The 13,945-nt window shown below is 60.6% G+C and carries 13 protein-coding genes and 2 pseudogenes; 7 read left to right on the top strand and 8 right to left on the bottom strand.

Translation table 11 applies throughout. The annotated features are described in order from the left end of the window. Positions 1–15: 15 nt before the first annotated feature. From ACZ9DP_RS05280 to ACZ9DP_RS05270, 3 genes and pseudogenes are all read right to left on the bottom strand, one after another. Positions 16–297, bottom strand: a pseudogene (locus ACZ9DP_RS05280) (alanine racemase); the annotation flags it as partial. Then, positions 298–1,773, bottom strand: coding sequence for a M81 family metallopeptidase (locus tag ACZ9DP_RS05275; protein ID WP_476200623.1), 1,476 nt, complete (start codon positions 1,771–1,773; stop codon positions 298–300). 31 nt (positions 1,774–1,804) lie between these two features. Then, entirely contained in the window at positions 1,805–2,290 is a 486-nt protein-coding gene (locus tag ACZ9DP_RS05270) for a hypothetical protein (RefSeq protein ID WP_194730791.1), read from the bottom strand. 110 nt (positions 2,291–2,400) lie between these two features. On the opposite strand from ACZ9DP_RS05270, the gene ACZ9DP_RS05265 reads away from it, so the two are divergent. The 7 genes from ACZ9DP_RS05265 (at position 2,401) to ACZ9DP_RS05235 (ending at position 9,583) form a co-directional block, all read left to right on the top strand. Further along, positions 2,401–2,790, top strand: coding sequence for a RidA family protein (locus ACZ9DP_RS05265; RefSeq protein WP_074072347.1), 390 nt, complete (start codon positions 2,401–2,403; stop codon positions 2,788–2,790). 24 nt (positions 2,791–2,814) lie between these two features. Continuing rightward, positions 2,815–3,678: a MurR/RpiR family transcriptional regulator gene (locus ACZ9DP_RS05260; RefSeq protein ID WP_476200621.1), complete on the top strand. Its 864-nt coding sequence runs from the start codon at positions 2,815–2,817 to the stop codon at positions 3,676–3,678. A 25-nt stretch (positions 3,679–3,703) separates the two neighbouring features. Then, positions 3,704–4,480 (top strand): SDR family oxidoreductase, encoded by a 777-nt coding sequence (locus ACZ9DP_RS05255; RefSeq protein ID WP_476200620.1) that lies wholly within the window; start codon positions 3,704–3,706, stop codon positions 4,478–4,480. A gap of 29 nt (positions 4,481–4,509) precedes the next feature. Beyond that, positions 4,510–6,426: a beta-N-acetylhexosaminidase gene (locus ACZ9DP_RS05250; RefSeq protein ID WP_476200618.1), complete on the top strand. Its 1,917-nt coding sequence runs from the start codon at positions 4,510–4,512 to the stop codon at positions 6,424–6,426. Positions 6,427–6,450: 24 nt separating this feature from the next. After that, positions 6,451–7,887, top strand: coding sequence for a M81 family metallopeptidase (locus ACZ9DP_RS05245; RefSeq protein ID WP_476200616.1), 1,437 nt, complete (start codon positions 6,451–6,453; stop codon positions 7,885–7,887). Between the two features lie 197 nt (positions 7,888–8,084). Continuing rightward, positions 8,085–8,384, top strand: coding sequence for a hypothetical protein (locus ACZ9DP_RS05240; RefSeq protein ID WP_476200615.1), 300 nt, complete (start codon positions 8,085–8,087; stop codon positions 8,382–8,384). Further along, positions 8,381–9,583: an MFS transporter gene (locus ACZ9DP_RS05235; protein ID WP_476200613.1), complete on the top strand. Its 1,203-nt coding sequence runs from the start codon at positions 8,381–8,383 to the stop codon at positions 9,581–9,583. The genes ACZ9DP_RS05240 and ACZ9DP_RS05235 overlap by 4 nt, the downstream gene beginning before the upstream one ends. Positions 9,584–9,644: 61 nt before the next feature. Here the strand turns inward: ACZ9DP_RS05235 and ACZ9DP_RS05230 are convergent. From ACZ9DP_RS05230 to ACZ9DP_RS05210, 5 genes and pseudogenes are all read right to left on the bottom strand, one after another. Next, positions 9,645–9,734: pseudogene (locus tag ACZ9DP_RS05230) on the bottom strand (type II toxin-antitoxin system RelE/ParE family toxin); the annotation flags it as partial. Between the two features lie 69 nt (positions 9,735–9,803). Then, positions 9,804–11,087, bottom strand: a complete 1,284-nt coding sequence (locus tag ACZ9DP_RS05225) for an MGH1-like glycoside hydrolase domain-containing protein (protein WP_476200611.1) — start codon at positions 11,085–11,087, stop codon at positions 9,804–9,806. A 21-nt stretch (positions 11,088–11,108) separates the two neighbouring features. Beyond that, a complete protein-coding gene (locus ACZ9DP_RS05220; protein WP_194730783.1) occupies positions 11,109–12,167 on the bottom strand; it encodes an ABC transporter ATP-binding protein in 1,059 nt (352 codons plus the stop codon). Between the two features lie 45 nt (positions 12,168–12,212). After that, positions 12,213–13,043 carry a carbohydrate ABC transporter permease gene (locus ACZ9DP_RS05215; RefSeq protein ID WP_022718149.1) on the bottom strand — a complete coding sequence of 277 codons (831 nt, stop codon included), beginning with the start codon at positions 13,041–13,043 and terminating at the stop codon, positions 12,213–12,215. Continuing rightward, positions 13,040–13,891, bottom strand: coding sequence for a carbohydrate ABC transporter permease (locus tag ACZ9DP_RS05210; RefSeq protein WP_074072358.1), 852 nt, complete (start codon positions 13,889–13,891; stop codon positions 13,040–13,042). Before ACZ9DP_RS05210 ends, ACZ9DP_RS05215 begins: the two co-directional genes overlap by 4 nt. Positions 13,892–13,945 lie beyond the last annotated feature (54 nt).

Below are 13,945 nucleotides of genomic sequence, written 5' to 3'. Positions count from 1 at the left end.
ATCCGCGAGGTTCATGATGAGGATGTCTTCGAAGCCCGCTGCGGCAAAAACCTCGGCTTCGGAGATCTTCTGGCAATTGATGCCTTTGGCCCCGGCGGCGACCTGCGCTGCGGCAAGCGCCGGGATCTTGTGGGTCTTGATATGCGGACGGAAACGCAGGCCGTTTGCATCCATGTAGGATTGCACCCGGCTGATGTTTGCCGCCAGCCGGTCTTCATCGACGATCGGTCGCGGCGTAGAAAGATCCGCAATCCTGTCGCCTACCTCGGCGACAACGGCAAACCGGTTTTCCTGCATCTACGCGGCTCCGCGTTCATTTCCATGAGGATCGGCGATCATCGGCCAGATATTTCTCGGTGCCCGGCGATAGGGCGTCTTGGCCGGATTGTTCGGATAAGGCGTCCCCGCGGAACAATAGAGGATCTCGGCGGCGATCTTCGAAAACGACGCGAAGAAGTGGTTCGTAGATTTGATGACCAGGATCCTCTTCTTCGTCGGATCAATGCCCATGACCGTAAAGAGGCTGGCATCAAAGCTCTGGGCACGCGTTGAGTTCAAGATGATGTCGATACCGTTGAGAACCACATGAGCGGCATCGCCGAAGGGTGCCAGGCTCTCGCGGAACTGCATATCGGCATCCTTCACAAGCTTGACGACCGTCACGGTACCATCGATCGGATTTCCGGTGCCGGGCGCCGATTTCGCGCCGAAGCGGAGCGGAATCTCAGCGCCCTCCCCTGCCGCAAAACAGATCTGCACCGCCATCGGGTCCCAGATCGTGCCGATCGCCGTATCCGTCGCCCCATGGCTCATCAGTTCTTCGAGGATGACCGTGGCATCGCCCGCGGTACCGCCGCCCGGATTGTCCCAGACATCGGCGATGACAACCGGCCAGGCGGTGGCGGCCAGAGCACGCGCGACCGCCTCCTTCTCGTTTATCTGAGGTGCCATGAAGGTTCCGCGCTTGGAGAACAGCTCGAGCCCGAGGTCGCGGGCAAGCGCTGCCCCCTTTTCCGGCTTGCCATCCGTAACCACCAGCATTTTCGTTCCCATTTCGGGAACGTCGCCGACCATGAAGCCATGGATCACGGAAATCGACAGGACATCCGGGTCGTCCCTTTCGATCTCGATGATCTTGTCGACGAAGGAGCGCATGGGTTCGCGCGACGTGGGGAAGACGTCGATCATGCGGCAATCGAAGACGGAAACGGCAGGCTTTATCCTGCCTTCAAGCGTATCGACGGCGATGCGCCACAGATCTTCGGCGCGGTCGACGAAATCCGTGTGCGGGAATTCCTTGAAGTAGACGGCGAAGTCGAGGGCCGCCACGCGCTTGGCGGTCAGATGGCTGTGCGGGTCGAGTTCGGCGCAGACGAGAATATCGGGTCCCACGATCTCGCGGATGCGCGCAAGGATGTCGCCTTCGGTATCTTCGTAGCCCGCCGCCACCATGGCTCCGTGCAGCCCGAGGACCACCGCGTCAACTGGCATTGCAGCGTTAAGCTGAGCCAGTATCTCGTCGCGCAAATCTTCATAGGTGGAACGGTTGACGAGCCCGGCCGGATCCGCCCAGGTTGCCGTCCCTTCAATCAGCTCCCAGCCCTTTGCAGCAGTGACCCGCCTGCCGACGGTGATCGGCGCGGTGCAAAGTGTGGGTGTTTCTGGATGCTGTCCCGGCGGTGCGTAAAGCGAAGCCTCGAAAGCCCGCCGGTCGACACAAATCGGTGAGAAGGTGTTGGTCTCGGTCGCCAGAGCCGCCGTGAAAATGCGCAAATGATTGGCCTTTTATGTTGTCGACACCGCTTCAACCCATCGGATTCGGCAGATAGCCGGTGAACCCGCAGATCTTCCAGCGCCCCTCGTGAAGCCGGCAGTAATAGAGCGTCTGCCACTGCATGACATCGCGGCTGCCGTCGGTCTTGGCGATGCCGCCATCGAATTTCTTGCGCACCAGGGCCGTGTCGCCTTCGATCTCGATATCTTCCAGCGTGGTCGTCGAAAAGATCGCGGTGCGCGCGTCCTCCGCCAGGCTTTCCTTGCCAAATTCCTTGGCCTGCCGCAGCCATTCGTCGCGATAGGCGGCAAGCGTCGGAAAGGCAAGACGCCATTTGTCCGGGCTCACCTGCTTGCGACCATCGATCCCGATGAAACCATCTTCCACGAAGTCGTTTTCAACCATGGACCAATCGGCAGCCAAAAACGCGTCGATATCGCGCGGAACGAGCATCTCCCAGATGGAATGCCGGGCTGTGTCAGACGAAGGGAAGGGATTCTTGAAAGGATCGCGCATGTTCGCCCTTTATTTAAATTCTTTTCATAAATTGCGTTTTTCGCTGGCCAAATTCTGCTTTCTATGGTCACTTGTCAACTTATCAAGAAAATAATTTGCAAGGATCCGGAATGTCCATCAAGCGCTATGGCACTGTTCAAACCGGCGCCGGCGGCAAGTCTCTGCCGTTTGCGCGCGCCGTCGAAGCCGATGGCTGGCTTTATGTTTCCGGTCAGGTTGCAATGGAAAGCGGCGAGATCGTCGAGGGCAACATCATCGCCCAGACGCATAAGACAATTGCCAATGTGCTGGCGATCCTCAAAGAGTCCGGTTACGGCGTCGAGGATGTCGTGCGCGTCGGCGTCTGGCTCGACGACCCACGCGATTTCTGGACGTTCAACAAGATCTATCAGGAATATTTCGGCGAGCACCCCCCGGCACGCGCCTGCGTGCAATCTTCAATGATGGTGGATTGCAAGGTGGAGATCGATTGCGTCGCCTATAAGAAAAAAGACCAGTAAGGACGCCATCACCGGGAGGATCGGTTGGATATCTTTTCCACATTGCAGGAAGACAAGGGCCGCCTCTCTCCCTCGGAGAACCGGATTGCCGAGATCATCGTCAACGATTTCGAATTTGCCGTGAACGCCTCCATCATCGAGCTTGCGGAGAAGGCCGAGGTCTCGCCGCCGACCGTCACGCGCTTCTGCCGCCGTCTCGGCTGCGAAAGCTTCTCTGACTTCAAGGTCCAACTCGCCCGCACGGCGCATATCGGCGTCCGTTATCTGAAGCCCGAGTCCAAAAGCAGTGATCCCGCCGACGTTGCGCAGGACATCATCACCAAGGCCCAGAACGCGCTGTTCCTCCTGCACCGTTCGCTTGACATCGCCGCAATCGAAGGCGCCGCCGACCGGATCGCCAAGGCGGATATGATCTATGCCTTCGGTTCGGGTGGCAACTCCTCGATGATCGCCGACGAATTCCAGAACCGCCTCTTTCGCCTAGGACTGCGCATCACGGCAAGTTCGGACCACAGCATGCAGCTGATGATGGCGGCGGCAGCGCGCGCGGGCGACGTGCTGATCGGCTCGTCCTTTTCGGGGCGCAATGCCGAGCTCGTTCGCGCTTTCGGGCTGGCGCGCGAAGCCAAAGTCACGACGATTGCACTGACGCAGACCGGAAGCCCGGTGGCAGCGGCGGCCGAGATCTTGGTGCCGATCGACCTGCCGGAAGGAAACAATATATTCCGCCCCACCTCGACCCGCATCGCCTATATCGCAACCGTCGACATCATCGCGAGCCTTGTCGCCTATGCCATCCAGCCGAAGGCGGCGGTAACGCTAAGACGTATCAAGCAACAATTGGTCGCGCACCGCGACGGCGACGACCGTCAGCTCCTCGGAGACTGAGGACGTGCAAAAGGAAGGATGAAGCATGACGCAATCGGTCGCTATCGTGACGGGAGCTGCTGGAGACATCGGCGCTGCAATCGCCGCGAGGCTCGCCGATGACCATGACATCGTCCTGCTTGCCGACATCGACCTGGAGGCGGCCGCAGCCGTTGCCGCCGCGCTTGGTCCGCAAAGCCGTTTCGTTGCCGCCGGATGCGACGTCACCAGCGAGGAGAACGTTTCTCGTCTTGCAAGGCGCTGCGCCGAACTCGGACAGTTGCAGACGCTCGTCAACAATGCCGGCGCGGCACGTGCTGTCAGCCTTCATGATACCACGCCTGCCATCTGGCGCATGGACAATGCCCTCAACCTCGAAGCTGCATTCTTATGCTTTCGCGCCGTCGAGGACATGCTGAAGACCTCGAAAGGCTCGGTCATCAACATCGCCTCCGTCAACGGCATGAACGTTTTCGGGCATCCGGCCTATAGCGCGGCGAAGGCGGGGCTTCTCCACTTCACGCGGTTGGTGGCCGTCGAATACGGCAAGTTCGGCATCCGCTCCAATGCGGTCGCCCCCGGCACGGTCAGAACCCGGGCCTGGGAAGCGCGCGCGGCTGCCAATCCCAACGTCTTCGAGGAGGCACGGCGATGGTATCCGCTCCAGCGGGTCGTCGACCCGAAGGATGTGGCCAATGCCGTTGCCTTTTTAGCCGGACCGCAGGCGGCAGCCATCAGCGGGGTTTGTTTGCCTGTGGATTGCGGCCTGACGGCGGGCCAGGCGGAGCTCGCCCGCACCTTCTCGCAATCCGACCATTACTGAAATCCATAATCAAAAGAGAGGAACAGGACATGAAACCGGTTTACTATCGCTTGGAAAACAGCTGGACCCCAAAGGGCGGGCCAAACGGCCAGTTCACCTTCACGCTCTTAAACCTCTCCGAAAGCCCGCTTTCCGGCTTCAAGCTCGTCTATACGTCCTTGACGCGGGTGAGCGACCCTGAAGCCTGCGAGAACGCCCAGTTCCTGCGCCGGAACGCGAACTTCCACGAATTCTCGCCGCCCCCGGGGTTCTTTCTTGCGCCCGGCCAGAGCTGGATCTTCACGGTTGCCGGCCTTCATCGCAAGGCGCAGCATTGCACGGATGGGGCAAAATCCGCCTATCTGACACTGGCCGACGGCACGCATGCCGAGGTGGCCGTCTCCGATCTGCTTCTTGAAGGCAGCCTGAGCGAGCCGCCGCCGGCGCTGCTGCCGGAGGGCCGCCTTGATCTTCCCTTCGCGCTCCAGCCCTGGCCGGCAGAGATCGATGCCAAGCCGGGCGACAGCTTTCCGGTCGTGCTTTATCCGCAGGGCGCAAGCTCCGACGAGCTGCTTTCGATCTCGACGGTGATTTCCCTTTCGCGCCGGCTCTTTGAGAGCGACCATTCCGTCTTCAGCCTGGCGCCATCGCCGCAGGGCCGGGCACTAGCCTTCGACCGCCAAGCCTCGCTCGGTGCGGAGAGTTACCAGCTAACCTTTGCCTCTGACAAGGTCACGCTTTCCTATTGCGATGCGGCAGGGCGCCAGTATGGCCTGACCTCGCTTGCGCAATTGCTCAACGGGGCGCGCACGACAAAGGGCAGGTTCCGCTTTCCTGTCTCCGGCAGCATCTCCGACAAGCCGCGTTACGGCTGGCGCGGCTGCCATCTCGACGTGTCGCGTCAGTTTTATCCGGTTGCCGACGTCAAGCGGCTGATCGATATCCTTGCCTGGTTCAAGCTCAATATCTTTCACTGGCATCTGACCGACGACGAGGCATGGCGGTTGGAGATCAGGGCCTATCCGCAGCTCACCACCACCGGCGTCCTGCGCGGTCCGAACGAGCCGCTGCTGCCGCAGCTCGGCAATGGCGCTGAGCCCGTCGGCGGCTTCTATTCGCAGGACGATATCCGCGACATCGTCGCCCATGCCCAGGCATTGAATGTCGAAGTCGTGCCGGAGATCGATATTCCCGGTCACAATGCCGCAACGCTGGCCGCTCTGCCGGAACTCACCGATGGCCAGGAGGCACCGGACAGCTATCATTCCGTTCAGGGCTATCCGAACAACGCCTTGAACCCGGCCGTGCCCCTCACCTACGAATTCCTGGAAAAGGTCTTCGACGAGATGGTCGAGCTCTTCCCCTCCTCCTACATTCATGTGGGCGGTGATGAAGTGGCGAACGGTTCATGGCTTGCCTCTCCGCTGGCAAAGAAGCTGATGGCCGAGGAAGGCATTTCCGGCACGTTCGGCCTGCAGTCCTATTTCCTGAAACGGATCAAGGACATGCTGACGGCGCGCGGACGCAAGCTTGCCGGCTGGAACGAGGTGGCGCATGGCGGCGGGGTCGCGGCGAAAGACACGCTGCTGATGGCCTGGGAAAATCCGCAGGTCGGCATCGATCTCGCAAGGGAGGGCTACGACGTCGTCATGACGCCGGGACAAGCCTATTATCTGGACATGGTGCAGGCAGAGGCCTTCCAGGAGCCGGGGGCGAGCTGGGCAGGCACGGTGCCGCCGGCACATACCTATGCCTATGAAGCGGGAGGTGAGTTCCCCGAGGATCTCAAGGACAAGATGAAGGGCGTACAGGCCTGCATCTGGTCCGAACACTTCCTGTCGCGCGGCTACTTCAACCGCCTGGTCTTTCCGCGCCTTCCGGCGATCGCCGAAGCGGCATGGACCCCGAAGGCCAAGAAGGACTGGAACCGCTTTGCGGCCATCGTCCCCCTGAGCCCGGCACTCTAGGCGCGAAACTCCAGGACGGTAGCGATGCGGATTGCGGTCGGCGGAATTCACACGGAATGCAGCACATACTCGCCGGTGCTGATGGCGATCGAGGATTTTCGCGTCATGCGCGGGGCAGATCTCCTCGGTTCCGACTATTTCAACTTTCTGAACGCGGAAGGGGTCGACCACCTCCCGCTTCTCCATGCGCGTGCCATTCCCGGCGGACCGGTGTCGCGTGCCGCCTACGAGGAGTTCAAGACGGAGTTCCTCGACCGGCTGCAGGCGTCCACGCCGCTTGACGGTCTCTATCTCGCCATGCACGGCGCAATGAACGTCGAGGGCATGGATGACGCCGAAGGCGACTGGATATCGGCGGCCCGGGCTGTCGTCGGTCCGGACTGCATCGTCGCTGCGAGCTACGATCTGCATGGCAATGTCAGCCAGAAGATTGTCGACCAGCTCGATATTTTCGCGGCCTACCGCACGGCGCCGCATATCGATGTGCGCGAGACCATGGTGCGCGCCTGGTCGATGCTCGTCGACGCGCTTACGAGCGGGAACCGGCCGGGCGTGGCCTGGGCGCAGGTGCCTGTCCTGTGGCCAGGCGAGCGGACTTCGACTGAGGATGAGCCGGCAAAGAGCCTCTACCTACGGCTTGCGGACTTCGACCGCCGCGACGGCGTTCTCGATGCCAATCTGATGATCGGTTATGTCTGGGCCGACGAGCCGCGGGCGACGGCCTGCGCCGTGGTGACGGCCTCGGACAAAGCTGCTGCCGCAAAAGCCGCGGAGGAGATCGCACTTTCCTATTGGAATGCCCGAAAGGATTTTCGTTTCGGACCGGTCACCGGTCCGCTCGACGACATGCTCGATATTGCAGCAGATACGAAGACTGTGCCGGTCGTGCTTGCGGATTCGGCGGACAATCCGACCGGCGGCGGTGTGGGCGACCGGGCCGATGTCCTAAGCGCGGTTCTTTCCCGCAAGTTCGAAAACACGCTCTTTGCCGGCATCACCGACCGGCCGGCCGTCGAGGCCTGCTTTGCCGCCGGCAGGGGAGCGGTCGTGCCTCTATCAATCGGCGGTAGTCTCGATCCGGCGAGCTTTCCCGTTCGCATCGAGGCCGAGGTAATCCTACTCGACGATCCAGGCTCCGAGGCCGAACGCCAGGCGGTGATCCGCTCCAGCGGCGTGACGGTGGTTCTTGCCGCCCGCAGGCGCCCCTATCACAACATCGCGGATTTCGCGCGCCTTGGGCTCGATCCCAGATCGGTTCGGCTGCTGGTCGTAAAATCGGGCTATCTTTCGCCCGAGCTTGCGCCGATTGCCAATCCGAATCTCATGGCACTGACAGAGGGCGTCGTGAACCAGGACATCGAAAGTCTGGCGAGCCATCGCCGAACCCGGCCGATCTTCCCGTTCGACCGCAAATTCGTATACCAACCGCAGGCGCGTCTTTCGGCGCGCTGGCAGGACTGATTATGTTTTATTTTCAGGCCCGGGACGAAGGCCACCATCCGGTAGGGATCTGCACCTTGCGGAACGAGGATATGAGGCGGACGAACGGCTGCTGCGGGTGATCGCCGAGCGTGCGTCAAATGAGATCGCAAACTCGTGCGTTTCGCTGACAACCATCCAGAGCGGCGCACGTTGAATCATGCGAGCATAACTGGACAATGCAGCGCAAGGCGAACTGTTCGGAGGAGCTCATGTGCGGTGATTATCCTCTGATCGTGGGCACCGCGTCCATCGCCGAGAATTTCGCGGAATTCAGATCAAGGTTCGTTTTGTCGATGTTTGCCGGGCGCGGGCGATCTTCCCGTTCGACCGCAATTTCGATTGCCAGCCGCAGGCGCACTTTTCGGCGCGCCGGCGGGATTGACATTTTGCATCATCAAATCGCGTGGCGGGCGGCGCATTGCCAGAACGCGCGCCGTCCGACCACCAGATCGTTCCTTTCGCTGATATCCGCATGAACCGCCTTCTTCCCGATGTCTTTCGCAATCCGGCAATCCGCGTCAGCATGATTGCCATTTTTTTGTTCGGGTTTGCGGGGGCGACAACATCGCCCTATCAATCCGTCGTCGGCATTCGCGAGCTGGGATTGAGCAACGGTCTTTATTCAGCCCTGATCTTTGTGGCCGCGGCGGTCAATGTCCTCGTGAGCATCCTCCTCGGCAACCTTGCCGACCGTCTCGGCGAATATCGTTCGATGATGCTGGTGGCTGCCAGTTTCGGCATTTTCGGCTATGGCGCGATATATATCGTTCCGACCCAAACGAGCTTCATCGCCTGCTCGCTTCTGTTGCTACCGATCTATGGTTCGCTCAACTCCCTGCTTTTTGCCAATGTCCGGGCCGCCACCGCGAAAATGCCCAAAAACGAGGTCAACACCGTCAACTCAGGCGTCCGGGCAATGATCTCGCTGTCGTGGGTGCTGGTACCTGGCATGACAGGTGCGCTGCTTTCCGCGTCGACGAGCATGCTGCACGCCTATCTTTTCGCCTGTCTCTCTTGCATATTCTGTTTTGCCCTGATCAGCGCGTTCCTGCCGCGCCAGAAGGGCACGGACAAAGCAGCAACGCATCATCTCTCTCATCTTGCAGCTCTCGCCGAAGTGGTTTCGCCGAGAATCTTCACGCCCTTGATTGCCGTTGCGCTCATTACGAGCACGCTCCATGTCAACGGGGCGATCCTGCCCTTGATCGTCACCGGAGCGGTTCACGGGACGGTGGCCGATGTCGGCATTCTCGTCGGCATCGTTGCTTTCTTCGAGATCATCTTCATCATCGTCTGGGCGCGACTTCTCAGGCAGATGGGTCAGGTCGCAGCACTGGTGACCGGCACCATCATTTATGCCGCCTACCTGTTGCTGCTCGGCCTTGCTTCAGAGCCCTGGCACGCTTACGCCCTGACAATCATCAGCGGCATTGGCGCTGCAGCGTTGATCAGCATCCCCATCACCTACCTCCAGGACCTCATTGCAGAGCGGCCAGGTCTTGGCAGCGCCCTGATATCCGTCAACATTTTTCTCAGCGCAGGCGTGAGCGCACTCGTCTTCGCCATCGGCAGTTCCATCACAACCTATTCGGGGACCTCAATTATTGGCGCGCTGTTCGGGCTCGGCGGCATTGGGCTCCTGATATACTGCAGCACCAGACGTCGAGCTGTTTGATAGAGGACTACCTAACGCTCCGCAGGTCAGGAAATCCCAACTCATATGCATCCCGCAATCATCCGGCCTCCGGATGGCTGGCGATCAGATCATAAGCAGCTTGAAGAGCGTCGACAAAGCCGAGAGCAACCTCGGTTCCAGCTTCGTGTGCAACCGCGACCACGGGCCATGTCGGGCTCCTCCAGCCAGGTATAGGATATCGGGGTTTTGATGCTGGCTCCTACTGAATTGCGGAACTGTCCGCCTTTTCAAGAGCAATGTAAGCCGCTGCCGTCCATGAGAATCCGAGCCCACCGCATCCTTCGCCGGATTTCGGATCGAAATATTCGGCAAAGCCTTCGGTCTCGATCGCGCTGATCGTCGATTGGCGCAGTTCCTCTGCAAATCCTGCGTGGCCGTTGCGGTGTAATCCGTTGATCAGGAGCCAGTTGATGATCGCCCAGGCCGGACCGCGCCAATAGCGCTTGGCCTCAAAACTCGCGGAAGTAGGCTCGGTCGTCGGGAAGACGACTTTCATACCCTTGCACCATCTTCGCATTTCGCCGGCTGCAGCGTCGGCTGTCACCTCATCAAGGTCGAGCGCAAGAAGAGGAATGAAGCCGGCCTGCGTGGCTGCGGCGACATCCTCGCCGGCCAGCAGATCCCGCGAGACGAAACGCGAAAGATGAGAACGCCATTGCGCCTTCAGGGCCTGCCGCGTGCGCTCATTCAGCGCTGCAATCTCATCGGCTTCGCCTCCGCGCCCGAAGACACCTGCAAGATAATGCAGATCTTCGCCGGCCTTCAGCAGGATCGCGCTGGTCTGGATATCCGCGATCTTGAACTCGGCCTTTTGCCATTGCTCGACGGGGTCCCAGCCGCATGCCGCATAGGTATCCAGGAGATGGATGAAGCGGCCATAGTCCTCGTCACGCGGGCGCATTTGCGGGTTCACATGCCCTATGTCTTTTCGCACGACCGGCGTTTCGGTCGTCGTCGGAACACGCGCAAGGGCGATGTCCCAGGCAGGCGAGTTGTCGCTGCCGCTTTCCCAAGGATGCAGCAAGGCGACGAGACCGGTGCCTTCCGGATCACGCGCGCGGTACCACCACCGGTGCCACTTCAAGGCGGCTTCGTAGAGCGTAAGGGTTCGCTCGTTTGCGACAGAGCCGGTGGCGACCGCCGTTTCGTAAATCTTGCGAAGAGCCATCGCGAAGACCGGCGGCTGCGTGATACCGGAGGTCGGAATGACATGGTTCGTGCGCCAGACGTCGGGGCCGGGGAAATAGCTGTCGCTCGGCTGATGGAACACGATATGGGGGATCATGCCATCGGCCCATTGTCCCTCGGCCAGGCGTTCGAGTTCACGATAGGCGCGATCGATGTCGTAGGCGGCAAACCCCATGGCGACGAAGGCCGAATCCCAGTTCCACTGAAAGGGATAAAGCCTGTCGGTCGGTACCGTGTAGCCGCCGCGGTCATTCGCCGCCAAAATCGCCTTGGCTTCATCGATGTATTTCGTCATGCCATTTACTCCAGATATTCGTCAGGCAGCGGCCGCCAGGTAGGCCTTGCCGCTATCGGGTGCGAGCCAAGAAATGCGCGCGGGATCAGGTTTCAGGCCGATGACGTCGCCGCTTGCGACCTTTTCGGCGGCCGGCAGGATGACGCGAACGGGCTGGTTTTCGATCGATCCCGTCAAAAGAAGATGCGAACCCATCGGCTCGGCGACGCGAACGCGCATTTGAAATCCCTCTGACGGCGGCGCAAGCACCACGGCTTCGCCGCGCAGCCCGAGGATGATCTCGGGCCCGGATTCCGGCGGCACCGAAAAGCGCTCGCTGCCCGCGATCACGTGCCCGTCGGTCACGGGCATGCGGATGAAATTCATCGGCGGATTGCCGATGAAGCCGCCGACGAACCGCGTGGCGGGATGGTTGTAGATGTCGACGGGATGGCCAACCTGCTCGATCTGGCCGTCGTGCATGACGGCGATCCTGTCCGAAAGGCCCATCGCCTCGGTCTGGTCGTGCGTCACATAGATCGTCGTCGTACCGGAAGACTGCAGGACCGTCTTCAGTTCCGTGCGCATTTCCAGGCGCAGCAGCGCATCGAGATTGGAAAGTGGCTCATCCATCAACAGGACCTTCGGCTCGACGGCGAGCGCCCGAGCAACGGCTACGCGCTGGCGCTGGCCGCCCGACAGCTTGTTCGGATAGCGGTCGAGATAGGGCTCGATATGCAGAAGAGCTGCCGCTTTTTCCACCTGCTGCCTGACGCGCGCCTCATCGGCCTTTTGCATCCTGAGGCCGAAGGCGACATTTTCAAAGACGGTCATATGCGGGAAGACGGCGTAGTTCTGGAAGACCATGGCAAGGCCGCGGTCCTTCGGCTGAAGCCCGACGACCGAGCGGTCTCCGATCCGAATGTCGCCGGCACTTTCGGATTCAAGACCGGCGATGATGCGCAGGAGCGTCGTCTTTCCGCAGCCAGAGGGGCCGAGAAGTGAAACGAATTCCCCGTCGTTGACTGTCAGCGAGACCTCCTTCAGCGCCTGGAAGGTTCCGAAGTTCTTCCGGATGCGGTCGATGACGATGTTGGCCATGAAACTGTTCCCGTTACTTGGATGACCCGTTACTTGGATGACCCGTTACTTGGATGAAATGCCCCAGATCGCGAAAAGGTAACGCCTGACCGCGAAGATGAAGACCACGGATGGCAGGATGAGCATGAGGCCGCCCGCAAAGCGGTAATGCATCGGGCTTTCCGCCAGCACGGTCAGCAGATAGGCCGTCAGCGTCCGATTTCTGACGGTGAGCACGGACGCGGCGAAAACCTCGTTCCAGGAGATGACGAAGGCAAAGACGGCGGTCGCGGCGATACCTGGAAGGGCGAGCGGAGCGACGATCTTGAAGAATGCCTGGATACGCGAGCACCCGAAGACCCATGCCGCTTCCTCGAGTTCTCTCGGAACGCCAAGAAAGATGCCTTGCGTCACCAGCACGGCGAAAGGCAGAGCAAGGACGGTATGGACGAGCCCGACGCCCGTTACCGTATCGTAGAGGCCGAGACGGATGAAGGAAACGGTGAGCGGCAGAGCAAGGATTGCCAAAGGAAAGGCGCGGGTCAAAAGGACCATGAGCCGGAAGGAATCCTTGCCGTGAAAATTATAGCGTGCCAGCGCATAGCCGGCGGGCGCTCCGAGAAGCAGGGACAGGGCAACCGTGATGGCTGCGGCTCCGAGTGAGTTCAGGAAGGAGCCGAGAACGCCTTCCGTTCTCAGGAAAAGCAGGAAGGGCTCGAAGGAAAGGCCCGTCGGCAGACCGGTCTTCGGCCAGAGGTAGACGGCGCTGCGTCCGCCGAAGGCGCCGAGCGCGATCAGATAGATCGGCACCAGGACCCAGGCGCAAAGGACGGCGATCCCGCTCCAGAGCAGAATGCGGCGGGACGAGACGAAGTTTGCGGCGCGGGTCGTGCTCATGGAAGACGCTCCGGATCGACCTTGATGGCCTTCAGATAGAACATGGTGGCCGCAAGCGAGATGAGCATGATGAGAACCGCGTAGGCTGCGGCAACGCCATAGTTCTGGTTCTGGTTCTGCCAAGTGTAGGCCTCGCCGACGAGCACCGGGAAATTGCGGCCGCCGAGGGCATATACGACGGCAAAAACCTCGAAGGCCAAAACGGTGCGCAGGATGAGCGCCGACTGCAGCGCCGGCCGGATGAGCGGCAAGGTGATGCGGAAGAAGCGCGTCCACGGACCTGCGCCGAAGATTTCTGCCGCTTCCCGGTATTCCTTCGGCACCTGGTTGAGGCCGGCAACGATGACGACCATGACGATCGCCGTTCCCCGCCATATCTCGGCGGCAGCTATGCCGAGAAAAAGTGCGAACGGCGTCTGGTAGGAAAGCCAGCTCGCCTGCCGTTCGATGATGCCGAGGCCGTAAAGGAAGGAATTGAGATAACCGCTGTTCTGCAGGATCGACAACCAGACGAGACCGGCTGCGAGATCCGAAATGCCGAGCGGAATGGTCCAGATCCACAGGATCGTTTCCCGGCCGGCTGCCACTTTCGCGACCATCGTTCCCATGGCGAGCGCAATGACGATCTGCACCGGCACAACGGCAAGCGTCAGAAGAAACGTGTTTTGTACCGAGCGCGTAAAATTGAGATCACCAACCATACGCTGGACATTGGCAAGCGAGGGCGTGCCATTGTCGGAGACGGCAAGCCAGATCGTCTGCACAAGCGGCACGACGAAGAGCAACGCCAGGAACGCCACCGAGGGCAAGATCAGCAGATAGGGGATCCAGGTGCGGTTGTTGGGCATTGGCTTTCGCTTCGTGGCATTTCGAAAAGCGGCCCGGACGCTAGGCGCCCGGGC

This window comes from Rhizobium sp. USDA 4016, from assembly GCF_056279705.1.
This window is presented reverse-complemented; position numbering and strand designations above follow the sequence as displayed.

Coding starts and splice junctions, on each gene's coding strand:
- ACZ9DP_RS05270 (WP_194730791.1), bottom strand. CDS start 2,290: ATGCGCGATCCTTTCAAGAATCCCTTCCCTTCGTCTGACACAGCCCGG.
- ACZ9DP_RS05265 (WP_074072347.1), top strand. CDS start 2,401: ATGTCCATCAAGCGCTATGGCACTGTTCAAACCGGCGCCGGCGGCAAG.
- ACZ9DP_RS05255 (WP_476200620.1), top strand. CDS start 3,704: ATGACGCAATCGGTCGCTATCGTGACGGGAGCTGCTGGAGACATCGGC.
- ACZ9DP_RS05250 (WP_476200618.1), top strand. CDS start 4,510: ATGAAACCGGTTTACTATCGCTTGGAAAACAGCTGGACCCCAAAGGGC.
- ACZ9DP_RS05245 (WP_476200616.1), top strand. CDS start 6,451: ATGCGGATTGCGGTCGGCGGAATTCACACGGAATGCAGCACATACTCG.
- ACZ9DP_RS05240 (WP_476200615.1), top strand. CDS start 8,085: ATGCAGCGCAAGGCGAACTGTTCGGAGGAGCTCATGTGCGGTGATTAT.
- ACZ9DP_RS05235 (WP_476200613.1), top strand. CDS start 8,381: ATGAACCGCCTTCTTCCCGATGTCTTTCGCAATCCGGCAATCCGCGTC.
- ACZ9DP_RS05225 (WP_476200611.1), bottom strand. CDS start 11,087: ATGACGAAATACATCGATGAAGCCAAGGCGATTTTGGCGGCGAATGAC.
- ACZ9DP_RS05220 (WP_194730783.1), bottom strand. CDS start 12,167: ATGGCCAACATCGTCATCGACCGCATCCGGAAGAACTTCGGAACCTTC.
- ACZ9DP_RS05215 (WP_022718149.1), bottom strand. CDS start 13,043: ATGAGCACGACCCGCGCCGCAAACTTCGTCTCGTCCCGCCGCATTCTG.
- ACZ9DP_RS05210 (WP_074072358.1), bottom strand. CDS start 13,891: ATGCCCAACAACCGCACCTGGATCCCCTATCTGCTGATCTTGCCCTCG.